Below are 26,908 nucleotides of genomic sequence, written 5' to 3' on the forward strand. Positions count from 1 at the left end.
TTTCTGTTACAGAACCATTTGCTAAACCAACGAGTAATGTAGGTATAGCAAAGAATAATGAATGTAATGATGAAGATGTCTTTGTTTAAATCAACGGTATTGAAACCGATAATCGTGATAAAAACAAAGGGTGACAAAATGAGAAGTAAAAGATCAAAAAATATTTGCAGTCGATTTGGGGTTGCAATAATCCAGCACCAAATAGTTTTAATTACATTCATGTAGATATCCTGAGTCCGGTTAAATCAAAGGCAATGTATTATTTATACACTATGTAAATGATATATTACAGAACAACAGTTGCTTTGTTTGATGTTATGCGAAAATCAATTATTTTTCAGCTTTATTTGTGCGCTTTTAATTTCATAATGCACAGTTAAGTTCTTTTTTAGATGGGTTTAATAAGTAGGTTGGCTATTAATCATAAGATGGTTAATAAAAAATATTCAATTAACTATGATTCTTTTTAGAAGGAATAATAACAAATAAAAAGCTCCGCATATGAACGGAGCTTTTTTATTATAAACATTTATTGCTACAGTTATTAACTTCGATCTTTCTTCAGTGAATGTAGCAACGCTTCTTGGCGAATTTTTGCAGCTTCTTCGGCTTTATGTAGCTTATCTAGCGCATCGGCTAGCCAAGCGGCGTCGTGTGCATCGAAACGCTGTGCTAATGCTGCTTTGAAATAAGACTCCGCGTGTTCCCATTGCGCATGCTGCAAGGCGATTTGCCCCATTGTGCTATTGAGTAATGGCGTAGCTCCAGATTGTTTAACCAACTGTTTTAACACTTTTTCCAGTTGCTCTGGTTTATCACTACGTAGCCTTGGGGCTAACAGTAATAAGCGCTCATCATATTGTTGCTTTAAGCCATCAATAATAATTTTCTCAGCGCTTTCCATATCATTACATTCAATTAAATGTTCAGCTAAGAAAGATTGTAATGCGATTTCATGGCGAATTTTACGTGGCTGTGCTTTCCACCACTCTTTAAGACCTTCGCTACCGTTTTCTGCCATACACTGGTTCATTAACCCCTTATAAGCTTTGAGCTTTAAGGCTTCTAACTCATCTTCACTGTGCAGCTGGACTTTTGCCATGACAGGCAGTAGCTCAATCAGTGCTTGATAAGCGCCAGAACGTAGATAGGCTTGCTCGGCAAGGCGTAAAATCTCAGGGTGTCTTGGGGCTTGATCAAGAAGTTTGTCGATGCCAGTTCGAGCCGCATAGACCTCATCTTCCGCTAATTGAATACGAACACGGCTGATATCTACAGGCAGTTGATCACTGCCAGCCACTTCTGCGGCTCTATTGAGATATTGGTGAGTTCGGTATTCATCACCACGCTGTTGCGCGGCTTCAGCAGCCAGTAAGTAGTTGATAACAGGTTGTTGAGAGAAGTCAGCATGCTTACTCATCAACTTTTCGACTTGATCGAAATCCCCTTCAGCTAGCTTTAAGAGGGCTTTTTGGGTTTGCGAGTGCGCTTTATGGTACTTACGACCACTCACCCAGCCTTTAGTCCGAGAGGTTGTGCTGATAAAACGACGATAGCACCAACCTAAAAAGAGCAATACGAATTGTAGTAATATAAAAGACAGAACTAAACTGGTGACACTGGTCGTAATGTCATAATTATCTGTACGGATGAAGACATAGCCTTGGTGACCGGCTAATAGCGGCCCTAAGATAATGCCTGCGATCAGAACAATAAAGAGGATGAATACTTTAATCATAATTACCCCTTCTGCTCATTAGTTGGTGCTGTAACGACCGAACTTTCTGATTTTTCGGGTTTAGCCTCAGTTTCAGAAGGTTGTTTTTCCTCCTTTACTGCGGGGGTTGCTGACGCTTTTGCACTTTCCTCTGATTGGGCAAGTAGGTTACGAACACGTGCCTGCATAACTTTTTCAAGTTTTGGCTGACTTTCTAATGTATCAGGCATTTCAGTGTCGATTGATTGATTAAGTAACTCATCAACTTCAGCAAGGAAAGCTTTGGTTGCCGGTGCATTCACATCAAAATAGGCACGTACCCAAGTAGAGACTTGCTCTAAAGATTGCTTATAGGTCTCTTCTTGATAGCGAGGAACCGCTTGTGCAGCAATGAGTAATTGAGAACGAATGTTTTCACGTAAATAGATGTCCTGATTTGGCGCAAGTAGTGGCGCTTCAGAGCCATCACGAGCACGTACAGTAATAAAATCACTGGTAAAGCTTTTCCAACTGCGTGATAAGTTCTGTTTCCAGTCGGCAATATCACCGGAGACCTGTTCGTCATCATCAACTTTGGCATCACCGCTATTGATATCGTTTAGGCGCAAGTTGTCAACTTCATTACTTAACTGGTTCAAACGTAGAATAATACCGTCGTAATCGACTTGGTTGATAGCCGCTAAGCTAGCAATATCATTTTTAATCGCTTTACGAATATCCAAAAGGCTAGGATCATTCATCTCTGCAAGGCTGGAATCGGCGCTTTTCAAAAGTACGGCGGCAGTAACTGGGTCGTGATCATTCCACAATTTTCTGCCTGCCATTTTGACCATAAAGTCAGCTTGCGCCAGTAACCAGCTTTTTACGTCTGAACTGGATAATGCATTGACGTGCGCTTGTAGCTCTTGCATACGGCGGTTTAGTTGATCTTCATACTCGCGAGCTTGTGAGCTTAGTGCTGACTGAGAAGCGACCAGAGAATCTAAACGTTGCCTATCCGCCTTTTGTTGTTCAATTAATTCACTCAACTGTTTTTTTAACTCACTATTTTCATTAGCGAGTTGTGTATTACTTTGTTGAGTAAAATAATAAATACCACCGCCGATAGCGATGATAATAGCGATAGCGATGGCACTACCGATGAGACCAGAACGTTTTTGCTCCGAAGACGGCTTAGTTTGGCGGTTGTTTGGGGTATCCGCGACAGTATCGTTGTTGACCGTTTCGGTAGATTTATTGTGTTCCGTCATAAATTAGCATCCCATGTCGGTTGAGAGTAATGCTTCTAATAAAGCATTATTATCTGCGCTATTTGCCACACAGACCTGTTGCCAGCCAATTTGGCGAGCTTGGTCTGCAATCCGTTCGCTGACAACCAATAAACGGCGATTAAACCACCATGCTTTTGTATTTTCAGCGATCAATTCATTTAATAAGGCTAACATTTGACCACTACTGATAACAATATCTGTAATGCCCTTATTAACCCATTGTTGATTAAACTCTGCTTTATCATACAAAACAGGGTGTCTTGTATAACATTCGCAATATTCCACCTGCGCTCCCCTAGACCGTAACGTAGAGGCGAGGAGTTCCCTACCACCATTACCCCGTAAGAGCAGCGCACGTTTCCCTTCAAGAAACTGTAATTCAGGAAGGCTTAGCAATGCTTCGCTGGTTTCGCCATGCTCAGGCCAGCGGATCATTTTGTTTGTTAGCGCCTCAAAATACTGACCAGTTGAACGACCGATCCCATAATAGGATAACTTATCTGACCAGTTGCGTCCTGCTTGTTTAAGGGTTAAATCTGCATACCAGACCGCATTTTTAGATAAAAGAAAAACTAAATCATTTTGAGTGAGCTGTTGAAGGCGTGATCCGAGTAAGTCTAATTCAGCCCCCGGCCCCACCTGAATAAGTGGCAAAGCGAATGCTTCTGCCCCTTTTGCTTTGATGGCAGCAACAAGCTCAGAGCCAGCAGGCTCCGGCCGAGTGACTAATATCTTCATGCTGGCGGATTTCCTTGGTAAACTTCCGCCAGTATTTCACGTGCACCTTTATCAAGCAGCTCCTCAGCGAGGGAGATACCTGCTTGAGTGGCTTGTTCTGGTGTGGTTAAACGTTCCCCACGGATAACTTGACTGCCATCAGGCGCGCCAACTAGTGCACGTAGCCAAATTTGTCCATCTTGCCAAATTGCATAGCTACCGATAGGCACTTGGCAGCCGCCTTCAAGGCGCATGTTCATTGCACGTTCAGCAAGCACACAGACAGAAGTATTATCATCATTAAGCTTTTCAAGTAGTTGGCGAGTGCGTTCATCATCTAGGCGGCATTCGATGCCCACCGCACCTTGCCCAACTGCGGGCAGAGATTGCTCAGGTGCTAATGCTGTACGAATTCGCGCTTCTAGACCTAACCGTTTCAGCCCAGCGACAGCCAAAATGATGGCATCATATTCCCCGTTATCCAGCTTTGAGAGACGCGTACCAACATTACCTCGTAGGTCACGGATAACAAGGTCAGGGCGTAGTTCCCTTAATTGGCATTGGCGGCGTAGGCTGGATGTACCAACGACACTGCCCGCAGGTAGTGCATCAAGACTATCATATTGATTAGACACGAAAGCATCGCGGGGATCTTCACGTTCACAAATTGTCACCAGCCCTAGGCCCTCAGGGAATTCAACGGGAACATCTTTCATTGAGTGAACGGCAATATCGGCCCGTTTTTCCAGCAGGGCAAGCTCCAGCTCTTTAACAAAGAGGCCTTTACCGCCGACTTTGGCGAGTGGCGTATCTAGAATGATATCGCCTTTAGTGACCATGGGAACTAGCTCAACTTGTAAGCCTGGATGAAATTGCTCTAGCTTCTCTTTAACAAAGTAAGCTTGCCACAGAGCTAAAGGGCTTTTACGTGTTGCAATACGGACAATATTCGTTGATGTCATTTCGCTGCTTTCTCAGGCATAAACTGCCATAGATTAACCATACAATTATCCCTAGTTTTAACATTTTAGCGATGGGTTTTCCAGTTAGGGCCTCCTAACCCCTCCGTTTATAGAGCGCATTATTCATAAAAATCTTCTCTTTATGATTGAGATAAATAAGAGGGAGCCATCGTAAACAGAGAGTGCCATCCCTATTTTTTTAGCTATTTGTGCTGTGCAGGGAGTAAAAAAGTTTCAATTTACGTCAATCTAGTGGTGAAGCGTTCAAGCATAGGCGCAATGCGAATTAGATTTGAAATAGGCGCTGGATGTATGTTTTTTGAACGAACGAACAATTTGTTATTATTCCATTGATAAACAAGGGATATTCGGGGGTTATAAAAAATAAAAAGCCTTTTTATACAATATGTTGAAAATTAATTTGTATCAAAAATACACAGATAAAATTATGTGATCTACTTTACCCTTTTGCTGCAAGGTGTTAAATTGATCACGTTTCCGACAATTCATTTGAAAAAAATTTTAAATATATTTCTATCTGTTGGGTGCTGGGTTTTACCCAGATTTGTTGTTAAGTTCATTCAGCCAGGCGTATCCCTTGTATCTCTATATTGAAACTTTAAAGCAGAGACTTGATGCGATAAACCAACTTCGGTTAGATCGCGCGACAGCGTCAATGGATGAAACCTTTTGTAAGGTTTACAGCCTGCTGCCTGTCTTGTTTCATTATCATCACCCTATGATACCGGGTTATATCGAAGGGAATGTCCCTTATGGCGTTTGCTTCTTCACCCCCGACAATGACCAAAAACTTTGGTTATCCCAATTTGGCAAGTATCTTCCCAACGCAGAAAAAGCGAATGGTGAATTACCGATAACGGGAATTTACTCGATGGGTAGCACCTCCTCAGTCGGTCAAAGCCAATGCTCCGATATTGATATCTGGGTCTGCCATCCCTCATGGTTAGATAACGAAGAGAAACGCCTACTACAAAAAAAATGTACCTTAATCGAGCAGTGGGCAGCTTCTTTAGGCATTGATGTGACAGTCTTCTTAATCGATGAAAACCGTTTTCGCCATCATGCTAGCGGGCATATCGGTGGGGAAGATTGTGGTTCAACACAACATATTTTATTGCTGGATGAATTTTACCGCACCGCAGTACGTATGGCAGGTAAAAGATTGTTATGGACTATGGTGCCGGTTGAAGAAGAGCATCATTACGATGAATATGTTATGGCGCTTTATGCACAAGGTGTATTGACGCCAAATGAATGGCTCGATCTCGGTGGGTTAGGGGAGTTGTCAGCGGCCGAATATTTCGGGGCTAGCTTATGGCAATTATATAAGAGTGTCGATTCCCCTTATAAAGCCGTCTTAAAAAGTTTACTTCTTGAGTCTTATTCGTGGGATTACCCAAAAGGTAAGTTATTGGCATTAGAATTTAAACGTCATCTTCATGCGGGTGAGATAGTTTGTTACGGTCTAGACTCGTATTGTTTGATGTTAGAACGTGTCACCCGTTATTTAATTGAAATAAATGATACCACCCGTCTTGATTTAATCCGCCGCTGTTTCTACCTCAAAGTCTGTGAAAAATTATCTAAAGATACAGAAAATGAATGCTCTGGCTGGCGACGCGATGTGCTATCTCAGTTAGTTGAATCATGGGGATGGGGTGCTGAACGCTTAGCGATGTTAGATTCGCGTAGTCAATGGAAAATTGAACGAGTTCGTGAAGCACACAATCAATTGCTCGATACGATGATGCAAAGCTATCGTAATTTAATCCGTTTTGCGCGTCGTAATAATTTAAGCGTCAGTGCTAGCCCACAAGATATTGGCGTATTGACGCGTAAGTTATACGCAGCGTTTGAAGCGCTACCGGGTAAAGTGACGTTAGTGAACCCACAAATATCACCGGATCTTAGTGAGCAACACCTCACATTTATTTATGTTCCGCCGGGTCGTGCGAATCGTAGTGGTTGGTACTTATATAACCAAGCTCCGTATATTGAAACCATTATTGGTCATCAGCCGCTCGAATATAACCGTTATTTAAATAAACTCGTCGCATGGGCTTATTTTAATGGGTTATTGACCGAAAATACTCAGGTGTATATGCATCATGGGCAATCTCAGTGTGATGAGAAGAAATTATTGGAATTGATGCATGACGTATCAGGGCACTTCCCGATACGCCTACCAGCACCGACGCCCAAAGCATTATATAGCCCCTGTGAGATTCGCCATTTGGCTATCATTGTCAATTTAGAGCAAGACCCCACCCAAGTTTATTCGAATCAAGTTGTGCATTTTGATTTTAGAAAATTAGATGTCTTTAGCTTTGGTCAAGAGCAGCGTTGTCTTATCGGCAGTATTGATTTGCTGTATCGTAACTCATGGAATGAGGTGAGAACGCTTCACTTTAGTGGCGAGCAGTGTATGTTAGAAGCACTTAAAACCATTTTAGGTAAGATGCACCAAGATGCCGCGCCACCAGACGCTGTAGAGGTGTTCTGCTACAGTGAGCATTTGCGTGGGTTAGTCAGAACGCGTGTGCAGCAATTGGTGTCAGAGTGTATTGATTTGCGTTTATCAAGTAACCGTAATGATCCGGGGCGTTTTAAAGCCCTGCGCATTGCCGGACAGACATGGGGCTTGTTCTTTGAACGCTTAAACGTCTCTGTTCAGAAGCTCGAAAATGCGGTGGAGTTTTATGGTGCTATTTCGCATAACAAACTCCATGGTTGGCCAGTAAAACTCAATGCGAAAGAGAACAACCATTTACCAGCGGTTGTCGATGGTTATGCAAGTGAAGGGATCGTACAGTTTTTCTTTGAGAATACAGCGGATAACACAGGGTTTAATATTTATGTGTTGGATGAAGCCAACCGTGTTGAGATCTACTCACATTGTGAAGGCTCTAAAGAAGAGTTGGTGCGTGATGTGAGCCGCTTCTACTCCTCATCTCATGATCGCTTCACATACGGTGCAAGCTTTATTAATTTTAACCTGCCACAGTTTTATCAAATCGTAAACCATCAAGGCAAAAGCCAAGTTATCCCCTTTTCGGGAGGCTCTTGGCCCTTCGATATCGAAAAAGATGAGATGACACACTCAGAGCATTTTGAGTCATCACCTCATCATCGCGCACACTACTATTAATGAGCCTTTAAAATGCGAAAGGTTCACCACTTTGTGTAGCAATCGCCTGTGCAAGCATATCTGTAAAACGTTGGCCTGAACGGTCGCATACCCAGTCGTTATCTTTATAATCGTAGTGATAGCCCCCCTGTTTCGTGGCGAGCCAAATTTGGTGGAAAGGTTCTTGTCGGTTGATGATGATTTTGCTGCCATCTTCAAAACTGAGCGTCATTACGCCACCATTCGTTTCACAATCGATATCCGCATCGCCGTCATAATTATCCAAATGCTCTTCGATTGAAGCCATCATTTGGTCGGCAAGTTGGTGAAATTCACTATCATTCACGGTTAGTTCCCTATTTGTTTAAATCATTCGCTAGTGGAAATTATAGGTGTGAACATCAATGGGGGTCAATTGACGGTAGAAATGTACCGGTACCCTCTGATTTTCCATGATGGCAGTTAAAACATTTGTTGGTGGCTCCCCTTTTAAGCATTATGCTATTGTGGATGGGGAACAAAATCACGACTCAATTGATGAACAATAGTGATTTGCAAAGGCAGCCCTGTTAATCTGTTACCTTATTCAGACGTCACAAGTTAGTTTTACAGGCGAAATATAATGAAAAAAAGTTTAGTTGGACTCTCTGCGCTTATTATTTTGTTCACTCTTTCTGGTTGTGGCTTAAAAGGCCCTCTTTATTTCCCACCAGAAGATAAGGCGACATCATCACAATCATCTGATGAAACACAAAATAGCACAGCGGCAGATTCGCGAGTGTCGACCTCAAACCAACAATAAGCTGCTGCGATGGAGCGGAATATGCAATTTTCTAAAATGCATGGCTTAGGTAATGACTTCATGGTTGTTGATGGTGTCACTCAGAATGTTTACTTTTCTCCTGAGTTGATTAGCCGTCTTGCTGATAGACATACTGGGGTTGGTTTTGACCAATTACTGTTAGTTGAGGCGCCTTATGATCCTGATTTAGACTTCCATTACCGCATTTTTAATGCAGATGGCAGTGAAGTCGCACAATGTGGGAATGGCGCCCGCTGTTTTGCTCGTTTTGTGCGTTTGAAAGGGCTAACAAATAAACAAAAGATTAAGGTCAGTACCCAATCTGGACGTATGGTATTGACAATCAATGAAAATGACGATGTTTGCGTGAACATGGGAGAGCCGGAGTTTGAGCCTCAGAAAGTACCGTTTCGCGCCATCAAAGCGGAAAAGACCTATATTATTCGCGCTTTAGAACGTACAGTGTTATGTGGTGTTGTTTCAATGGGCAATCCCCATTGTGTGATCCAAGTTGAAAGCGTCAAAACGGCGGAAGTGGAAATTTTAGGCCCTGTATTGGAGAGCCATGAACGTTTCCCTGAGCGAACCAATGTTGGTTTTATGGAAATCGTCAGTGCTCACCATATCCGTTTGCGGGTGTTTGAACGTGGTGCCGGCGAAACACAAGCCTGTGGCAGTGGTGCATGTGCGGCGGTCGCGATTGGCATTCAGCAAGGGTTACTGGCTAATCAGGTAAAAGTTGATTTACCGGGTGGCTCACTCGACATAAGTTGGAATGGTCCAGGCACTCCGTTATATATGACAGGCCCTGCCAGTCATGTTTATGATGGTGTGATCCAGCTCTAAGCTTTATTCAATTATCAAGAGGTTATAATGGATAAACCGGAAGTAGCACTAGACAGCCCTTATCAAATTGATGATAGCCAAGTGGTGCGTTACTTACAGGAACAGCCAGATTTCTTTATCCGTAATGCCTCGCTTATTGAACAGCTTACAATCCCACATGCTATTCAGGGAGCCATTTCGCTCCCTGAAGCCGTCATGAACCGTCAACGTTTGAAAATCAAACAACTCGAACAAGATATCTGTTTCATGGTTGAACAGGCTCATGAAAACGGTCAACTATTTGATGAATTGCTGTATTTAGTGATTGAGATGTCAATGGCGCAGAGCCTGAGTGACATGTTAAACAGTTTGAATCGCTGGGCGAAAAAATTAGGTCTATCCGGGGCATCTGTGCGTCTATTTAGTGATTGCTGGCGGCTATCTGCTCCGCTTGATGCCCAAGCACTTGTCGTGTCTCGACGTGCATTTGAGTCGATTCGTATTCAGCGTTTCGGTGATAAGACCCACTATTTAGGCCATTTAAACGGCCCTGAAATACAACTTTTACTGCCTGATGCCATGAATGTGGCGTCAGTGGCTATCTCACTATTTGGTCATCATGGGGAGTCTGGCATGGTGATATTTACGAGTCGCGACCGAGATCACTATCAACAGGGTATGGGAACGGTTATGTTAGAGAAAGTGGCTCAAATTCTACCGAGGTTACTTTGCCGATGGATAGAGCGCCTATAACCCCCCAGCCACAAGGGCTGATGAACCAAGTCGAAGCATTTTTACGTTATTTACAAATTGAGCGTAGGCTCAGCCCTGTCACTATCACCAATTATCGCCGTCAACTCACGGTGGTGGTAGAGATGCTAAATGAAATGAACGTCAGCGAATGGCGGCAATTAGATGCCACGAAAGCGCGCAACGTGGCAGCAAAAAGTCGTCGTAAAGGCTTACAAGCTGCCAGTATGGCATTACGTTTATCGGCATTGCGGAGTTTCTGTGATTGGATGGTGCAACAAGATAAGCTTTCTGCAAATCCAGTGACTGCCGTCCATGCACCAAAGGCCAAAAAACGTTTACCCAAAAATATGGATGTGGATGAAGTTTCAAAGTTGCTGAGCATGGAAAGCGGCGACCCGCTGGTGGTCCGTGATAGGACAATGTTAGAAGTGATGTATGGTGCGGGGTTACGTTTATCTGAATTGGTTGGGTTAGATGTTCGTCATTTAGACCTCGCGATGGGTGAGGTTAGAGTGATGGGGAAAGGGAGTAAAGAGCGTAAGATCCCATTAGGCAAAACCGCAGTGAGCTGGTTAAAGCGTTGGTTAGAAATGCGAGAGCTGTACGAGCCGGAAGATGGTGCCGTTTTTATCTCCACAAAGAGTGGTAAACGCATATCTAACCGTAATGTTCAAAAACGCTTTGAGCAATGGGGGATCAAACAAGGGGTTAATAGCCACATTAACCCTCATAAATTGCGTCACTCATTTGCAACACATATCCTTGAATCAAGTGGTAATTTACGCGGTGTGCAAGAATTGCTCGGTCATGCAAATTTATCGACGACACAAATCTACACACACCTAGATTTCCAGCATCTGGCTAATGTTTATGATGTGGCTCATCCCAGAGCAAAAAGGGAGAAACCTTAATGCATTTTTACCGTCCGTTATCACCTATTCAGGCCATTACGTTTGACTTAGATGATACATTGTATGACAACCATCCGGTCATTGATAAAACGGAAGAAGAAGTGTTACGTTTTGTCCGTGAATATGATGCGCAGTTTAATCATTTTACCCATGATGACTTATACACTTTTCGCAATATTGTGGCGAAGCAAGAGCCTGATATTTGCCATGACATCACGCGTTGGCGTTGGTTATCATCGAAAATGATGTTTTGCCACTATGGGTACAGCCGTGAAGACGCGCAAAAAGGGGCGGATGACCTCATGGCTCATTTTACTTATTGGCGTAATCAAATCGATGTTCCTGAATCCACTCACCAAACACTCACTCAGTTAGCCAAAAAATTGCCATTGGTAGCAATTACTAACGGTAATGCAGAGCCTGATGCGTGTGGATTAGGGCAATATTTTCAGTTTGTATTAAAAGCTGGCCCGGATGGGCGCTCGAAACCCTATTGTGATATGTATCGGTTAGCCGCTCAAAAGTTAGCACTGGAGCCTCATGCCATTTTGCATGTTGGCGATAATTTGCTGACTGATGTCGAAGGTGCGATCCGCAGTGGTATGCAAGCTTGTTGGATCAATGTCGACAATAAGACGCTGATGGAAGAAAAAGATGTCCGCTTATTGCCGCATGTTGAAATTTCTCAGTTGGCTTCTCTATTGTCACTGGTATAATCATTTTTCTGTATAAAAACACAGTGGTCATCGCCACTGTTCTGCTTTGATGGTAATTATGGACGTTTCTTATCTGCTCGAAGGCCTTAACGACAAACAGCGTGAAGCGGTTGCTGCACCACGCACTAACTTATTAGTACTTGCGGGAGCGGGTAGTGGTAAAACGCGTGTGTTAGTACATCGGATTGCTTGGTTAATGGCGGTTGAGCATGCATCGCCATTTTCGATTATGGCGGTGACCTTTACCAACAAAGCGGCGGCAGAAATGCGCCACCGTATTAATCAATTGATTGGCTCAAGTGAAGGTGGCATGTGGATAGGAACGTTCCATGGTTTAGCACATCGCCTTCTACGCCAACATTATCTGGATGCTGGCCTACCACAAGATTTTCAAATTTTAGATAGTGATGACCAGTATCGGTTAATTCGCCGTTTGCTAAAAGCGATGAACCTTGATGAAAAGCAGTGGCCACCCCGTCAGGGCATGTGGTATATCAACGGCAAAAAAGATGAGGGGCTACGGCCTCAACATATTGAGTGCTATGGTAATCCGGTTGAAAGCACTTGGCTGAAAGTATATCAAGCCTATCAAGAAGCTTGTGATCGTGCGGGGCTAGTGGATTTTGCTGAGCTCCTGTTACGCGCCCATGAACTGTGGCTGAACAAACCTCATGTGCTACAACATTATCGCGAACGCTTCACCAATATTTTAGTCGACGAATTCCAAGATACTAACAGTATCCAATATGCGTGGATCCGAGTGTTAGCGGGTGACACGGGTAAAGTGATGATCGTCGGCGATGATGATCAGTCCATTTATGGCTGGCGTGGTGCACAAGTGGAGAATATTCAGCGTTTTTTGAATGATTTTCCCGGTGCCGAAACTATCCGTCTTGAGCAAAATTATCGTTCGACGAATAATATTCTGAAAGCCGCTAACGCATTGATCGCACATAATAGTGATCGATTAGGGAAAAATTTATGGACGGAAGGCGGTGATGGCGAGCCAATCTCTCTCTATTGTGCTTTCAATGAATTAGATGAAGCACGTTATATTGTCAGTCGTATTAAACAGTGGCAAGAAAATGGGGGAGCTTTGCAAGATTGTGCCATGCTATACCGTAGTAATGCTCAGTCGCGTGTACTGGAAGAAGCCCTTATTCAAAGCGCGATGCCATATCGTATATATGGTGGTCAGCGTTTCTTCGAACGCCAAGAAATCAAAGATGCCCTCTCTTATTTAAGGCTTATTGCTAACCGCAATGATGATGCGTCGTTTGAACGAGTCGTGAATACACCGACGCGGGGCATTGGTGAGCGGACGCTGGATACGGTACGGCAAACCGCGCGTGATCAACAACTGACACTCTGGGAAAGTTGTGAATATTTATTGCGTGAGCAAGTCCTCGGTGGGCGAGCGGCGGCAGCGATTGAACGTTTCTTGGAATTAGTGGATGCACTTGCGAAAGAAACGCAAGAGATGCCACTGCATGTACAAACGGATAGAGTGATCAATGACTCTGGCTTACGTGCAATGTATGAGCAAGAAAAAGGGGAAAAAGCACAAGCGCGTATCGAAAACTTGGAAGAGTTAGTCAACGCAACGCGCGACTTTAGCTATCAAGATGAAGATCAGGATCTGATGCCATTGCAGGCTTTCTTATCTCACGCAGCGCTCGAATCGGGAGATGGGCAAGCGGATATTCATCAAGATGCAGTCCAACTGATGACGCTTCACTCGGCTAAAGGTTTGGAATTCCCGAATGTATTTATCGTGGGCATGGAAGAAGGAATGTTCCCAAGCCAAATGTCGATGGATGAAAGTGGGCGTTTGGAAGAAGAGCGGCGTTTGGCTTATGTGGGGATCACTCGAGCTATGCAAAAGTTGACGATAACTTATGCAGAAAGCCGCCGTTTATATGGGAAAGAGGTCTATCACCGTCCGTCACGTTTTATTGCGGAATTACCGACGGAATGTGTTGAAGAAGTGCGTTTACGTGCAACCGTATCACGCCCTGTTAATCACCAACGCCTTGGCACACCCGTTACTCGAAATGATTCAGGGTATGCGTTGGGGCAACGTGTTCGCCATCCGAAATTTGGTGAAGGCACAATTATTAACTTGGAAGGCAGTGGTGAGCATTGTCGACTGCAAATTGCTTTTCAAGGGCAAGGGATCAAATGGCTGGTTGCATCGTATGCACGGTTAGAAAATTTATAGTTTATTGATAAATGCCAATTCTAATTTCGCTATTAGAATTGGCATTTTTATAGTTTTCACTTTTATTATAAACGAATTAATTAATAGCTTTATGTGGTTTTAATTAACGTATATAAAATTAAAATTTGTTTTGTTCTCCTCTCAGTTATATATTTTTAACGCTCCGTATTGCTATCAGCTAGTACGTTTATTTAAAACTAAGGGAAAAAAAATGGATTTTGTAAATAGAGATGATATAACTAATTATAAAAATAAGTTTAATGCAATTAAAAAGGATTATGATCAATTTATCGGTGATAATCAATCTGTATTAAGAGTATTAGAAACAGAAATAAATCATCTAACTACGAGCCCATATGTAGCACAATATAAAAGAAACCAACAACTAATACAATGGATTCATAGCGCTATTTATCATATTGAAAAAGCCAATAAAATAATATTAAAACAGTTATCCAATTACAGCTCATCATTACGTGCTTTTGAACGGGGTAAACAGCCTTTCCCTGGGGCTTTTAGTCATGGCGTGATCAAATTTGATCTTGAGTTTCCTGAGTCGGTAATGAGTGAATTGCGCTTTACGGCACGTCATGCAATCGGGCAAACAATGGATAGATTCACTGAATTGGATAAACGCGTTTCCTCGTTAAGCAGCAACAGTCCATCATCATTAGAGAAGACGCCAGTAAATAGCCCGTTCTTAGAGAGCGTACAGGTTGCACTAAAGGTGACGACGTTGGATTACCTTGATGCTTATAGAAGGCAAACCAAATTGTGTGATAAGGCGCTTTCAGATATTAAACATGCTTTTAAAGGGGCGAATTCAAAAATTAACAAAATAGAAGCGCTATCGCGTAAATTAACAGCATGGTCTGCGAGAGGCGCATCAAAACAGACGGGTTTAAATAAAGAGTTACTTCTCTCTGTAGGTAATGCAACGAAAATTGCGATTCAGACACAGAAAAATAATATCGAAATACTCAATAATCACTACAGTAACGTTATAAATGCGCTTAATATAAGCCGTGATGACAATGCGTATTTAACAATGGGTTCTGCCGAGCTACAAAACTATATTGATAGTTTAAATGAGTTAAAAAATAATAATTATATTTCGAATAAATTAAATGAACTCAAAGAGACTAATGTTGCCATCCATGATTTTATGGATAATGCAACTAAGGCTTATATTAAGAAGTTCCATCGAGAAGTGAATTCGGTGTACTCGTTATTAAAAGCTCAGCAAGAGCAGTTAGCAAATATTAGCGAACAATATTTATCTTCCCGTATTGCACTGCTTACCGCCTATCGCGATGACCAGAAAATGGTGGAGTCAAAACTTATTTCATCGTCCTCTCAACTATTGAGTGAGCAAATCTCAAGTTTTGAAAAAGCCCCAGAAGCTATGAGTTGTTTTACGTATGCAACGAAGGACAATAGAGAGGGTGCATCAGCCGCACTAAAATTTTGTATGGGGAAAACCGCATTTTGTGGGCATGGAACGTGTTGATGGTTGAGGCCTTAGCGTTCGACTAGGGCGTAAAATAGGTTAATTGTCATTGGTTTCATTAGGGCGTGCTCATCCTAGTGGTGAGCACTCTTGGGGTTTGTTTGTAATATCGTTGTTTTTCAAATGGTTCACTAATTTAAAATCGTTATCTTGTGGTAGGTTACTTTGATTCGAGAGTTTAATCTTTAAGATTTAAGTTTTTAATTTTAAATTTTCCACACAGTGAAGTATAAAATCATACCGAATAACCTTTCTAATATTTATCATGTCATTGAATAATCTAATTGATTCTCTTTCTACACAGGGTTGGTATGTGTGGGATGATTTTTTGAACCTGTCAGAAATAGAGGCTATTAAGGGCTGTATTCCTGATAATCTGCATGATGCGCGCATAGGTAACGGTGAGTCACTGCATGGCAATAAAGCCATTCGCGGTGATCAGACAATTTGGCTAGAGTCTGAAATGGGCGAGCCTATCGCCAGTTATATGGCGAAGATGGATGAAATCCGCCAAGCGCTAAATCGCTCGTGCTATATGGGATTGCGTGATTTTGAAACCCATTTTTGCCGTTATCCTAATGGGGCATTTTATAAAAAGCATGTGGATAATTTCCAAGGGCAAGGGCGGCGTAAGGTGACGACTGTGCTTTATATGAACGAAGCATGGAAATCTGGGGATGGGGGTGAATTGGTCGTGTATGATCAGCAGGATAATAAGCTATTTCAGCTTGACCCTTTAGCCGGTCGGATGATTGTATTTATGTCTGAAGAGTTCCCTCATGAAGTGTTACCTACCCAACAAAAGCGTGAAAGTATTGCCGGATGGTTTTTGACGGAAAAAATACTTTAAGCTTTATCTATCCAATGAATGCCACCTCCTTACGGAGGTGGGCTGTAAATGAATTAATTAATTCGTTTAAATGCTTGTCCAGAAAAGATAATGTTCGCATTTCCTCTTTCTATTTGATAATGCGCATTATGTCGTTGTTTATTTAATGCCGATGCTTGCAGATCTTGGTATTCATTTAAGCGCCAATAAATAAGCTGCTTAGCTAATTTTTTATTGGCATGCTGACTACGTTCAGATTGCACTTTGACACTGATCCCTGTTGCAAGATGTTTTGCTCTTACCGCGGAGCAGGTTTTATTAACATGCTGCCCGCCAGGACCTTGAGCTTTTATAAATTCAAACTCGATATCACTCTCTTCAATGGTTTGAATCGGCGAAAAGCGGATCACATTAATAAACCAATTTTTCCGTTTATGTTTTGGCCTTAAGGGGCTTTGACATTGCCACTGTATTGTCCCAGACCATAACTGAGCTAGCTCCTCAGCACCATGCCCTTCTAAAGCGACCAAAGCAGATTTTAAGCCATGTTTTGATGCAACCGTTTCGAGCGTATTGACCATGACTTCACGTTTTTTAGCCTCAATAAAAAAGCAAGCCAGTGCTTTTTCAACAGCGATACAGCACTCCTCGGGGCCTTGTGCAGAAGAAAATTGTAATAACATTATGCACACTCCCCACTGGTTTTGTAGGTGAGTAAGGGGCGTAAACGTGCGATAACCTCAATTAACCCTGCTCCCACCATACTTTCAATCACGGTTTCAATCGACTTATAGGATTGTGGAGCTTCCTCATAGATCAATTGTTTATTAGCACAGATGACTCGGCTACCTAATGCAGTACGCGATAGCTGTAATGGAGTATAGCGGTGAGACAACCGCCCCTTACACTCAGTACGCATCCATTTGCGGCCAGCACCGTGAGCCAGTGAATTTAAGCTCACCTCACTTGCCTGAGGCAGAACTAAATAACTGAAATCGCCACGTGACCCAGGAATAATGACCATGCCTTTGTCAGAAGGGGTTGCTCCCTTGCGATGGAGCCAACCTTGTATGCCGTTAATCGTGCAAGGTTCAACCAAGTTATGATTAACATCAAGAGCCATTTCCCCCTTTGCCTTGACCTGCTGCAACATGCGTAAGCCAATTAATTGGCGGTTTAGTTCGGCAAAAGATAATGCATGTTGGTGAGCTTCTAAATAGGCTTTCGCGTCATTTGAATGCTCTTCAAGGCCATTATGGCTATGATTTTCAACATGTTGACGTAATATGGATTGCCCTAATCCTCGGGATCCACTGTGCACAAGCAGTAATGCACACTTTTTATTTAAACCGCTTTGTGCAATCGACTCATCGTTAAATATTTTGTCGATGATTTGAAATTCAGCAAAGTGATTACCGCCGCCAATCGAGCCGAGTGAGGACATAAAATGATGGGATTTCATTTCATGAGGAACATGCTCATCGAGCCATTCTAAGGGGGCGCTATCCGGCATTGTGGATAACTGTTTTTCAAACTTATCCAAGTTTAACTTCGTGGTCTTGATATCGGTCTGAAATAAACTCATTCCACAGCCAATATCATTACCGACCAATGCAGGATAGAAACGTTGTGTTGAGAAAAATGCCGCACCAATTGGGTAACCACGACCAGGATGTAGATCTGGCATGCCTACCACGGAAACCATATTAGGGAGCGCTGCGGTTGTTTGTAACTGTTGGATTGCTTTACTTTCAATCCAAGTATTTTCTGTCGCGATATAACTGACGTGTTCGCTGACAGAATGAATAATATTGCCCATAAGTCATTAACTCATTTTTAAGGAAAAAATAAGGTGATTTAGCAGGCAAGAACTGGAGAGATAGAGAGACTATTTCTGAGTACGCCCGCAAAGAGTGTGATGAATTGTCGTCATGATGTTCCTCCTTGCAGTGTGTGAGATGGTAAAAAACGAGCGGATAATAACGACAGGGATGGGGGATTGCAAGCGGTTTTCACAAGAGTGTTGCTGATTAAGAATTGTTTACGCTTTGTAGAACGGCTTACAGAAGACGGTAAGCCGTTTAATTATTGGGCTGAAATATCAAGTTACTGCGCGATATGGACGGTCTTACCGCCAATAATCGTACGTAATACCTTCACATTTTCAATATCATCAGCTGGGATCTGAAATACGTTACGATCGAGCACGATCATGTCTGCAAATTTACCCACTTCAAGTGATCCAATCACATCTTCTCTGTGTTGAGCATAGGCAGAGTCAATCGTGGCTGAACGAAGGACTTCAATGACCGTCATATCACGGTCATTATCCAAGCGAGGGGCTGGTTTACCATTGATATCACGTCCACGGCGAGTGGCTGCGACTTTTAAATCATACCATTCGTCAAAATCATCAATCGGCCAGTCACTACCAAAGGCGACCACAGCACCCGCATCGATAAACTTCGCGATAGGCTCTAATTGTTCAAAACGCTCTTCACCGAGCATGTTACGCTCAAAAGCGGCTAATTCAGGGGTTGGCGCAGCCCACTGGAATGAAAGACAAGCGATCGTTTTGAGGCGTGCAAATCGCTCATAATCTTTTGGATGAACCAATTCATTGTGAGCAAGGCCTGGGCGAATATCTTTTTCTGGATGGGCTGCACGCATTTTTTCGATGGCATCAAGCACAATAGAAACGGCACCTTCACCGACTGTATGTAGATGTGGGTCATAACCTGCCGCCGCAATTTTTTCCATCAATTCATCAAGAATTTCAGCAGTAAAATACAAATCGCCATAGTTATCTGTTTCAACCCAATTTGGAACTTCATCGGTGCCGATATTGATGCGATAAGGCTGTAATAGTGAAGCCGTCATTGTTGGGAACTGCATCACACCATCGACAAACATTTTGATATTTCGCAGGCCGATCCCCGGCGCTGGCGTCCAATCAGCTTGGTGCCATTTTTTAGCGAAAGCGACAGCTTTATCGACAGCGGCTGCAACTGAGGCGACATCCGGAGTTTCATCTGGCGTGATCTCGCGAGCAGCTTGAAAGCGAACGGTCAGCTCTTCGCGACGTTGTAGTTCAGCAAAGGCTTCTAATTGCTGCTCAGAAACACGGGCATCCATTACGGTGGTTACACCTTGCTGGTTTAACACTTTTTGTACCAGTTCAGCAACTTCAATGGCTTGGTCATCGCGAATTGATGGGATGCTGTCTGCTGCACGCATCGCCGGTGCATCTTCTAAAATCCCATTTAGTTCGCCGTTAGCATGTTTACCAATTTTACCATCGGGTGGCTCAGGGGTGTCTTTGGTGATACCAAACAATGCTAAAGCACGGCTATTTGCTAGCAGTGTATGGCAGTCATTGGAAAACAGCACCACAGGGCGATTGGTTTTCAGTTTGTCCATGTCCTCGCGGTACATATCAATACCTGCCGGTAGCATACCTTGGCGTAGCCAAGCTGTGACTTTTAGCCAATCATTTTCCCCGGTACGCGGGTCTTTATCTAAATGATCTTGGACACGTTGTAGTATCTGCTCAATCGTTAGCGACTCGTAGTTGAGGTGGCAGCCAAATAGCTGGATCCCACCCCAAAATGGGTGCATATGGCCATCGATGATGCCGGGCATCATCATTTTGCCTTCTAAATCGATACTCTCAGTTTCCGGCCCAACGTATTGGTGTAATTCCTCTGAAGTACCACTTGCGATAATGTAGCCATCTTGTACGGCAATGGCATCTACAACACTGTTTTGCTTGTCTGCGGTGTAGATATAACCGTTGAAATAAATGACATCTGCAACTTTATTATTCATTTCTAACCAGTCTTTATCAGGGCCCTATCGGTATGGGCAAGAACAAAAATAATGGGGAAATTATGCATCCCCATTATTATCATACGTGTACTAAAGTATAGGTACTAATTGATGATCATATTGGTCTCATCGTCCGAAATTGCGGGTGGACGACGTCTGAAACCATGTGTGAGCAATGTGAGATAAAATGCACCAGCCGCTAGCCAGCACAGGCCCACAGTAAAGGCCTCTTTATCTAGGCTTGTCCATAACCATAGGGTGAGTATGACACCAATCGACGGCATAATCAGGCAAGTGATAAATTTTTTACCATCAAGCGCTTCTTTGTGATCGATATAGAAGTGTTTAATCACGGACAAGTTCACAAAGGTAAATGCAATCAGTGCACCGAAGCTAATCATTGAAGCTACCATGCTGAGCGAAAGCACCAGCGAAAGCAGTGATGCGATGGCAACAAAAATGATTGAATACACAGGGGTATTCAGTTTGGGATGCAGGTACGCAAAAACTGAGCGTGGCAAGACGCCATCACGCCCCATCGCATAGAAAATACGCACAATGCTGGCTTGTGATGTCATAGCAGAGGCAAAGACACCAATGACATAAGCGGTAATAAAGCTAGATGCCATCATTGCGCCGCCGACTTTTTCCATGACCGCGAGGCTAGCAATATCGGTATTTGGAATAAAGTCTTGCCATAATGGATAACTCAAATGGGCGCTGTAAGAGATGATGATAAACAGCGCACCCGCAATAAAAACGGTATAAATAATCGCTTTTGGTAATGTGCTACGCGCATCTTTTGTTTCTTCTGCCATGGTTGAAATGGCATCGAAACCTAAGAAGGCCAAACATAGCACGGCAGCACCCGCGAATAATCCAGGCATTTGATCTGCCGTTAGCGTAATCGGTGCGAGTAGTGCGTCTGTATCTAGCACAAAATTAGTCTTAAAGCTCAAGAACAAGAATACGGCGATAAAGACAATTTGCATGCTAATAATCAGCATATTCATTGAAGAGACGAGTTTGATCCCTAAAATATTCATGATGCTGACAACGGCAATCGTGGTGCAGATAATGACTGGCATTGGAATATTAGGGAAAGCTTCATGCACGAAGATCCCAATCGCAATATAGTTAATAATCGGCAAAAATAAATAATCGAGTAATTGCGCCCAACCGACTAGGAAACCCAATGTTCCGCCAAATGTTTTTTGCACATAAGAGTATGCGGAACCCGAAAGAGGTAGCGCACTCGTCATACGGCAATAGCTCATGGCAGTAAAGAGAACGGCAGCCAATGTCACAAGATAAGCGATAGGCAAATGGCCTTCACTTAATACTGTCACTTGTCCATAGGTAGTGAAAATCCCGAGTGGCACCATATAAGCCAGCCCAAAGAAAATGAGCGCAGGCGTGGTCAGTACACGTTTCATTTGAACGGTATTCTGTTGCATTTTTAAGCCCTTCCCAAAAGCCCTTAACAACTATCAACTCTTTCTGAATACACAGGCGGAGTGAACCTAAAATGCAGCCATATAAACTGACTACACTATTGTATTTAAAAAATTTTTTTAGAGCGGACCTGTATTCAATTTCAGAAAACCTCGCACCAGGACATAAATAAATTACATGTCATCGTGCGCACTTTAATGAAACGTCAGTGATGAATCGGACCATCACCATCCGCTGGGGTGAATACAAGCGGCGTACAATATAGAGTCGATGTTCCTTTAACGCAATGATTAATTATTAAAAAATAAAAAATGACTTTTTTTCAAAGAGTTGGTTTTAATTTAGAGATAAACCGGAATTTAATTTTAGATAAATTTAATAATAGCCTGTTTTAAGCGTAACGCAACCCTATTGGATTTTTATTCAACACTTTGATTCTATGGGTTTTTCTTTTGTTCGTAAAAGTGGGGTCTACTGAAAGGTGAGTGTTTTATATTGTCGAGAGTTATGACTTATTTTAATAATAAATGGGCTTTTTTTAATATATTTAGGTTGAGTTAACATTTAGATAAACGTGATGAATTAGCATATTGTCTATTATGCTTAAAATAAATTAACTCATTCAGTTCCATAAAATGAAACACTGACCTTTTATTCATAAATAAATAAAGGTCAGTGTTTTGGGCTTTGCCTTTATATAGGCAATTTACAGGAATTACTTTCTTAACCTTTGTTGTGTGTAAAGTGCATCCAAGGTAAATAAAATTAATGCGACCCAAATAAAGCCAAATGTCACGAGTAGCTCTGATGTCATTTTTTCGCCGTAGATAAATACCGCGAGTAAAAACATAATAGTTGGCCCTAAATATTGGAAAAAGCCCAGTGTCGACAAGCGAAGGTGGTTAGCTGCTTCAGTAAATAGCAACAATGGCACGGTTGTGATAACACCAGCAAGGATTAATAACACATTTAAGTGCCAATCATTCATTGCCATGTTGCTGGTTGGGCTATCGGCAAAGAACAGCAAGAAAATAACGCCCACTGGGAGTAACCACAGGGTTTCAAATGTCATTCCCGTTTGGGCATCAACTCCAAGTTTTTTCCGTAATAAACCGTAGGTTGCAAAAGTCACGGCGAGGCTAAGTCCGATAACCGGAACGGAGCCAAATTGCCATAACTGAATAAGAACACCCGTTAAGGCTAAAATAACCGCGACCCACTGCATGCGGCGAAAGCGCTCTTGCAGAAATAGCATTCCAAATAAAACGTTCACCAGAGGGTTAATAAAGTAGCCTAGGCTAGCTTGCAACATATATCCATGGTTAACGGCCCAAATATAAATTAGCCAGTTGGAAGCGATAGTCACCGCGGTGACGCCTAATATAAGGATTTTTTTAGGCTGCTTTAACACTTGGCGCATATAGCTCCAGTGTTTTGTTGCAGTTAATAAAACCAACATAAAGAAAAATGACCAGATAATACGATGAGTCAGTATCTCTTCTGCCGGCACCTCTTGGATGGTTTTAAAATAAATAGGTGCGACGCCCCAAATTAAATAAGCGCCCAAGGCACATAACACGCCTTTGATGGTATTTTGTTGGCTCATTATTGGCTCTGAATTTGAATAAACGGCTAAAAGTAAGTCGATTGAGATATCGAGCCTTAGAAAATATCGGCTCGATTTATGACCTTATTAATGTGACATTGCTCGAGTTTTTTTACAAGTTATTAGTTGAGTAAGTAACTAATTTTTTACTTTCTCGTTTCATCCAATGAGATAAGTGGCCGTGGCTGTTGCGATATGCTGATTACGTTCGTTATGTAGTTCGCAACGCGTCACCGCAATTTTATTGCCATCGCGTAATAAACTGGCGCTTGCAGTAAACACTTCACCTCGACCAGGACGTAAATAATCAACTCGTAGATCAATGGTGCCCATTTTTGACATTTTATCGACAATATCTTGATGCACTAATGGTGTGATCCGTTGGAGAATACGGTTAATACATACCATGCCACCAGCGACATCTAATATTGATGCAATGACACCACCGTGAAGAATGTTTTGTGTAAAATTACCAATCAATTCTGGACGATTCTTAATTGTTAGTTGGACAAAATCATCATTTATCTGAGCCAATTGTATTCCCAAAAGCTGATTAAAAGGCATTTTATAGATAAACGCATCACTCATGAGCTTACTCGCTTCTTCTAATGTATAAGTACGGTCATTCATCTTATTCATCCTTTAAAAAATATGTGAATAATAAGTTATCACTATGTATAAAATATGTCTCTATGAAATGAACGAATAATCTTTCAGCAGTTGTCAGATTTTGTGTGTAAAATGAGATAAACTTTTTTGGGATTTTTTCAGAATAGGAATAACAGAATGCGCGTTTTTCACAAATTAGTTGGTACTGTGCTCTGTTTTTGGTCTGTATCATTATTCGCCGCAGAAAATACAGATACATTAACTTCCGTAGATACAACAGAGAAAACGCCAATTAGAGGCAGCATTATTTCTGGGTTATTACAAAATTACGAGAGTCCTTTTGTACTTTACCCTTATGAATCCAATTACATTATTTATACCTATACCTCATCTATGAATAAAGAGGCGATAAAAAGCTATGATTGGGGTAAAGATGCATTGCGCGATGAAGTAAAGTTTCAGATTAGTCTAGGTTTCCCTTTATGGCGCGGGATTGCGGGGGAAAACTCCGTATTAGCGGCGTCATATACTCAGCGTTCTTGGTGGCAATTAAGTAATAAAAAAGAGTCTTCACCATTTCGCGAAACCAATTATGAACCTCAGCTATTTATTGGTTGGGCAACAGATTATCAATGGGGAGGTTGGACATTACGAGAGCTGGAAACAGGCTTTAACCACGAGTCGAACGGTCGCTCAGAGCCAACCTCTCGCAGCTGGAACCGCATTTATGCGCGGGCCATGGCACAAAATGGCAATTGGCAAGTTGATTTAAAACCGTGGTATCGCATTCATGAGAGTGAAGGCAGCGATGATAATAAAGATATCACCAAATACATGGGCTACTATCGACTAAAAGTGGGTTATGCTCTAGGTGACAGTGTGATTACCGCGACAGGGCGTTACAACTGGAACAGTGGTTATGGTGCCGCGGAATTGGGTTGGAGCTATCCCATTACCAAACATGTGCGATTATATACCCAGTTGTTTAGTGGCTATGGCGAATCGATGATTGATTATGATTACCGACAAACACGTTTTGGTATCGGTGTGATGCTAAATGATATGCTTTAGTCATTAGCGCTTATTTGCTAGCATACTGCAACTCTATTTCAAGTGATACCTTGAAAAACACCGAGTGCTAACCCGCTATTTAGATGCTGCTCTATTGAGCAGCTATCAGTTTGTCATTTGAGGATCCGCGTGTCTACAGCTGAAGTGATCTCCCAGTTTTCACTGGCTGAAAGTATACTCAATAATACTTTTGGTTATCAGTCTTTCCGCCCTGGGCAGGAAGCTGTTATTCGTGCCATACTCGATAACCGCGATTGTTTGGTGCTTATGCCAACTGGGGGCGGTAAATCGCTATGTTATCAAGTTCCTGCTCTGGTTAAAGAGGGGGTAACGCTGGTGGTATCGCCTTTGATCTCCCTAATGAAAGATCAGGTCGACCAATTACGCCTTCATGGTATCAAAGCAGCTTGTTTAAACTCCTCTCAAACCGCTCAAGAGCAGCGAGACGTGATGGCCTTATGCGCCGAAGGCGCCATCAAGTTGCTGTATGTTGCGCCCGAAAGGTTATTAACTGACTATTTTCTTAGCCAGCTGAGTAGTTGGAATATCAGTTTATTGGCGGTGGATGAAGCACACTGTGTTTCGCAATGGGGGCATGATTTTCGTCCTGAGTATCGCGCCATTGGTCAGTTACGGCAGCACTTCCCTGATGTTCCTATCATGGCATTAACGGCAACAGCAGATGAAACGACACGAGCCGATATCGTACGTTTATTGGCCTTACATGACCCTTTGATACAAATCAGCAGTTTTGATAGACCCAATATCCGCTATACCTTAGTCGAAAAATATAAACCGCTTGATCAGCTTTGGTTCTTTATCAAAGCACAAAAAGGTAAAGCGGGTATTGTCTATTGCAATAGCCGTAGCAAAGTGGAAGAAACGGCAGAGCGTCTGCAAAAACGTGGGTTAAGCGTTGCAGCTTATCATGCAGGGTTAGATAACCAACAACGAGAGTGGGTACAAGATGCTTTTTTAAAAGATAACCTACAAATTGTTGTGGCAACAGTGGCTTTTGGTATGGGGATCAACAAGTCCAATGTGCGCTTTGTGGCGCATTTTGATATCCCTCGCAATATCGAGGCCTATTATCAAGAAACAGGGCGAGCAGGTCGCGATGGGGTTGAAGCGGAAGCCGTACTATTTTATGACCCTGCGGATATGGCATGGCTACGCCGCTGTCTTGAAGAGAAACCCGCTGGCTTGCAGCAGGATATTGAGCGCCATAAGTTGAATGCGATAGCTGCATTTGCGGAGGCTCAAACTTGCCGCCGATTAGTGCTGCTCAATTATTTTGGTGAAAATAGGCAAGCGCCGTGTGGCAATTGTGATATCTGTTTAGACCCGCCAAAACAGTATGATGGGCTAGTGGATGCCCAAAAAGCGCTATCTTGTATTTACCGTGTTGGTCAGCGTTTTGGTATTGGTTATATTGTTGAGGTCTTGCGCGGGGCAAACAATCAGCGCATCCGCGAGCTAGGCCATGATAAATTACCGGTATATGGCATCGGTAAAGATCAATCCCATGAGCATTGGGTCAGCGTTATCCGCCAGTTGATCCATCTTGGGATGATCACACAAAATATTACGCATTTTTCAGCGTTGCAATTAACGGAAGCAGCTAGGCCGATATTACGCGGCGAATCCGCTTTGCAACTTGCTGTTCCTCGTGTTTTGGTGGCAAAAAGCCGTAATCAGCAAAGCAAAGTTTATCGAGGAAACTATGATAAGAAGTTATTTGCTAAGTTGCGCAAATTGCGTAAATCTATAGCAGACGAAGAGAATATTCCTCCATTCGTTGTGTTTAATGATGCAACCCTGATTGAGATGGCTGAGCATTGTCCGGCTTCCCCTTCAGAATTGTTGTTAATTAATGGTGTGGGGGAGAAAAAGCTTGAACGCTTTGGTGATGCTTTTATGACATTGATTAGGGACCATCTTGAAGGTTACGAATGAC

22 protein-coding genes are annotated in these 26,908 nt (G+C 42.6%); 11 read left to right on the forward strand and 11 right to left on the reverse strand.

The window, feature by feature from the left end; genetic code table 11:
* Window positions 1-544 precede the first annotated feature (544 nt).
* From hemY to hemC, 4 genes are read right to left on the reverse strand one after another with little or no spacing between them, the layout of a single operon-like run.
* Complete coding sequence (gene hemY / locus PR699_RS02125; protein ID WP_004915525.1) at window positions 545-1,738, reverse strand: protoheme IX biogenesis protein HemY; 1,194 nt, start codon at window positions 1,736-1,738, stop codon at window positions 545-547.
* 2 nt (window positions 1,739-1,740) lie between these two features.
* Window positions 1,741-2,967 carry a uroporphyrinogen-III C-methyltransferase gene (gene hemX, locus PR699_RS02130; RefSeq protein ID WP_004915527.1) on the reverse strand — a complete coding sequence of 409 codons (1,227 nt, stop codon included), beginning with the start codon at window positions 2,965-2,967 and terminating at the stop codon, window positions 1,741-1,743.
* Window positions 2,968-2,970: 3 nt separating this feature from the next.
* A complete protein-coding gene (locus tag PR699_RS02135) occupies window positions 2,971-3,726 on the reverse strand; it encodes a uroporphyrinogen-III synthase (RefSeq protein WP_014657283.1) in 756 nt (251 codons plus the stop codon).
* Window positions 3,723-4,667, reverse strand: coding sequence for a hydroxymethylbilane synthase (gene hemC / locus PR699_RS02140; RefSeq protein WP_004915533.1), 945 nt, complete (start codon window positions 4,665-4,667; stop codon window positions 3,723-3,725). Before hemC ends, PR699_RS02135 begins: the two co-directional genes overlap by 4 nt.
* A 598-nt stretch (window positions 4,668-5,265) precedes the next feature.
* Between hemC and PR699_RS02145 the strand changes: the two genes are divergently transcribed.
* The gene (locus PR699_RS02145) at window positions 5,266-7,836 is read left to right on the forward strand and encodes a class I adenylate cyclase (protein WP_014657284.1); all 2,571 of its coding nucleotides are present in this window, start codon (window positions 5,266-5,268) and stop codon (window positions 7,834-7,836) included.
* Between the two features lie 7 nt (window positions 7,837-7,843).
* On the opposite strand, the gene cyaY is transcribed toward PR699_RS02145, so the two are convergent.
* Entirely contained in the window at window positions 7,844-8,161 is a 318-nt protein-coding gene (gene cyaY / locus PR699_RS02150) for an iron donor protein CyaY (RefSeq protein ID WP_004915539.1), read from the reverse strand.
* A gap of 276 nt (window positions 8,162-8,437) precedes the next feature.
* Here cyaY and PR699_RS02155 point away from each other — a divergent pair, with 276 nt between their 5' ends.
* From PR699_RS02155 to PR699_RS02190, 8 genes are all read left to right on the forward strand, one after another.
* The gene (locus tag PR699_RS02155; RefSeq protein WP_004915541.1) at window positions 8,438-8,617 is read left to right on the forward strand and encodes a lipoprotein; all 180 of its coding nucleotides are present in this window, start codon (window positions 8,438-8,440) and stop codon (window positions 8,615-8,617) included.
* Window positions 8,618-8,638: 21 nt separating this feature from the next.
* Entirely contained in the window at window positions 8,639-9,463 is an 825-nt protein-coding gene (gene dapF / locus PR699_RS02160) for a diaminopimelate epimerase (protein WP_014657285.1), read from the forward strand.
* 27 nt (window positions 9,464-9,490) lie between these two features.
* Complete coding sequence (locus PR699_RS02165) at window positions 9,491-10,195, forward strand: DUF484 domain-containing protein (protein WP_004915546.1); 705 nt, start codon at window positions 9,491-9,493, stop codon at window positions 10,193-10,195.
* A complete protein-coding gene (xerC, locus tag PR699_RS02170; protein ID WP_014657286.1) occupies window positions 10,177-11,106 on the forward strand; it encodes a tyrosine recombinase XerC in 930 nt (309 codons plus the stop codon). Before PR699_RS02165 ends, xerC begins: the two co-directional genes overlap by 19 nt.
* Complete coding sequence (gene yigB, locus PR699_RS02175) at window positions 11,106-11,822, forward strand: 5-amino-6-(5-phospho-D-ribitylamino)uracil phosphatase YigB (RefSeq protein ID WP_004915551.1); 717 nt, start codon at window positions 11,106-11,108, stop codon at window positions 11,820-11,822. The genes xerC and yigB overlap by 1 nt, the downstream gene beginning before the upstream one ends.
* A 49-nt stretch (window positions 11,823-11,871) precedes the next feature.
* Window positions 11,872-14,043, forward strand: a complete 2,172-nt coding sequence (gene uvrD / locus PR699_RS02180; RefSeq protein WP_004915554.1) for a DNA helicase II — start codon at window positions 11,872-11,874, stop codon at window positions 14,041-14,043.
* A 211-nt stretch (window positions 14,044-14,254) separates the two neighbouring features.
* A complete protein-coding gene (locus PR699_RS02185; protein ID WP_014657288.1) occupies window positions 14,255-15,553 on the forward strand; it encodes a hypothetical protein in 1,299 nt (432 codons plus the stop codon).
* A 265-nt stretch (window positions 15,554-15,818) separates the two neighbouring features.
* On the forward strand, window positions 15,819-16,403 hold the full coding sequence (locus tag PR699_RS02190; RefSeq protein WP_004915561.1) for a 2OG-Fe(II) oxygenase: 585 nt from the start codon (window positions 15,819-15,821) through the stop codon (window positions 16,401-16,403).
* Between the two features lie 53 nt (window positions 16,404-16,456).
* On the opposite strand, the gene prfH is transcribed toward PR699_RS02190, so the two are convergent.
* The 6 genes from prfH to PR699_RS02220 form a co-directional block, all read right to left on the reverse strand.
* A complete protein-coding gene (prfH, locus tag PR699_RS02195; RefSeq protein WP_036942627.1) occupies window positions 16,457-17,065 on the reverse strand; it encodes a peptide chain release factor H in 609 nt (202 codons plus the stop codon).
* Window positions 17,065-18,201 carry an RNA ligase RtcB family protein gene (locus PR699_RS02200; protein WP_014657291.1) on the reverse strand — a complete coding sequence of 379 codons (1,137 nt, stop codon included), beginning with the start codon at window positions 18,199-18,201 and terminating at the stop codon, window positions 17,065-17,067. Before PR699_RS02200 ends, prfH begins: the two co-directional genes overlap by 1 nt.
* Window positions 18,202-18,488: 287 nt before the next feature.
* The gene (locus PR699_RS02205; protein ID WP_004915572.1) at window positions 18,489-20,210 is read right to left on the reverse strand and encodes an amidohydrolase; all 1,722 of its coding nucleotides are present in this window, start codon (window positions 20,208-20,210) and stop codon (window positions 18,489-18,491) included.
* Between the two features lie 104 nt (window positions 20,211-20,314).
* Window positions 20,315-21,667: an APC family permease gene (locus PR699_RS02210; RefSeq protein ID WP_014657292.1), complete on the reverse strand. Its 1,353-nt coding sequence runs from the start codon at window positions 21,665-21,667 to the stop codon at window positions 20,315-20,317.
* 713 nt (window positions 21,668-22,380) lie between these two features.
* Window positions 22,381-23,271, reverse strand: a complete 891-nt coding sequence (gene rarD / locus PR699_RS02215; protein ID WP_004915578.1) for an EamA family transporter RarD — start codon at window positions 23,269-23,271, stop codon at window positions 22,381-22,383.
* A 159-nt stretch (window positions 23,272-23,430) separates the two neighbouring features.
* Entirely contained in the window at window positions 23,431-23,901 is a 471-nt protein-coding gene (locus tag PR699_RS02220; RefSeq protein ID WP_014657293.1) for a thioesterase family protein, read from the reverse strand.
* Window positions 23,902-24,057: 156 nt separating this feature from the next.
* Between PR699_RS02220 and pldA the strand changes: the two genes are divergently transcribed.
* Complete coding sequence (pldA, locus tag PR699_RS02225) at window positions 24,058-24,951, forward strand: phospholipase A (protein ID WP_004915589.1); 894 nt, start codon at window positions 24,058-24,060, stop codon at window positions 24,949-24,951.
* Between the two features lie 129 nt (window positions 24,952-25,080).
* On the forward strand, window positions 25,081-26,907 hold the full coding sequence (recQ, locus tag PR699_RS02230) for an ATP-dependent DNA helicase RecQ (RefSeq protein WP_014657295.1): 1,827 nt from the start codon (window positions 25,081-25,083) through the stop codon (window positions 26,905-26,907).
* Window position 26,908: the final 1 nt, after the last annotated feature.

This window comes from Providencia sp. PROV268, from assembly GCF_028477805.1.
Taxonomy (GTDB): Bacteria; Pseudomonadota; Gammaproteobacteria; order Enterobacterales; family Enterobacteriaceae; genus Providencia; species Providencia stuartii.

Excerpts from the sequence above, each read along its gene's own strand:
- hemY (WP_004915525.1), bottom strand. The coding sequence starts at position 1,738 with ATGATTAAAGTATTCATCCTCTTTATTGTTCTGATCGCAGGCATTATC.
- hemX (WP_004915527.1), bottom strand. The coding sequence starts at position 2,967 with ATGACGGAACACAATAAATCTACCGAAACGGTCAACAACGATACTGTC.
- PR699_RS02135 (WP_014657283.1), bottom strand. The coding sequence starts at position 3,726 with ATGAAGATATTAGTCACTCGGCCGGAGCCTGCTGGCTCTGAGCTTGTT.
- hemC (WP_004915533.1), bottom strand. The coding sequence starts at position 4,667 with ATGACATCAACGAATATTGTCCGTATTGCAACACGTAAAAGCCCTTTA.
- PR699_RS02155 (WP_004915541.1), top strand. The coding sequence starts at position 8,438 with ATGAAAAAAAGTTTAGTTGGACTCTCTGCGCTTATTATTTTGTTCACT.
- dapF (WP_014657285.1), top strand. The coding sequence starts at position 8,639 with ATGCAATTTTCTAAAATGCATGGCTTAGGTAATGACTTCATGGTTGTT.
- PR699_RS02165 (WP_004915546.1), top strand. The coding sequence starts at position 9,491 with ATGGATAAACCGGAAGTAGCACTAGACAGCCCTTATCAAATTGATGAT.
- xerC (WP_014657286.1), top strand. The coding sequence starts at position 10,177 with ATGGATAGAGCGCCTATAACCCCCCAGCCACAAGGGCTGATGAACCAA.
- yigB (WP_004915551.1), top strand. The coding sequence starts at position 11,106 with ATGCATTTTTACCGTCCGTTATCACCTATTCAGGCCATTACGTTTGAC.
- uvrD (WP_004915554.1), top strand. The coding sequence starts at position 11,872 with ATGGTAATTATGGACGTTTCTTATCTGCTCGAAGGCCTTAACGACAAA.
- PR699_RS02185 (WP_014657288.1), top strand. The coding sequence starts at position 14,255 with ATGGATTTTGTAAATAGAGATGATATAACTAATTATAAAAATAAGTTT.
- PR699_RS02190 (WP_004915561.1), top strand. The coding sequence starts at position 15,819 with ATGTCATTGAATAATCTAATTGATTCTCTTTCTACACAGGGTTGGTAT.
- prfH (WP_036942627.1), bottom strand. The coding sequence starts at position 17,065 with ATGTTATTACAATTTTCTTCTGCACAAGGCCCCGAGGAGTGCTGTATC.
- PR699_RS02200 (WP_014657291.1), bottom strand. The coding sequence starts at position 18,201 with ATGGGCAATATTATTCATTCTGTCAGCGAACACGTCAGTTATATCGCG.
- PR699_RS02205 (WP_004915572.1), bottom strand. The coding sequence starts at position 20,210 with ATGAATAATAAAGTTGCAGATGTCATTTATTTCAACGGTTATATCTAC.
- PR699_RS02210 (WP_014657292.1), bottom strand. The coding sequence starts at position 21,667 with ATGCAACAGAATACCGTTCAAATGAAACGTGTACTGACCACGCCTGCG.
- rarD (WP_004915578.1), bottom strand. The coding sequence starts at position 23,271 with ATGAGCCAACAAAATACCATCAAAGGCGTGTTATGTGCCTTGGGCGCT.
- PR699_RS02220 (WP_014657293.1), bottom strand. The coding sequence starts at position 23,901 with ATGAATGACCGTACTTATACATTAGAAGAAGCGAGTAAGCTCATGAGT.
- pldA (WP_004915589.1), top strand. The coding sequence starts at position 24,058 with ATGCGCGTTTTTCACAAATTAGTTGGTACTGTGCTCTGTTTTTGGTCT.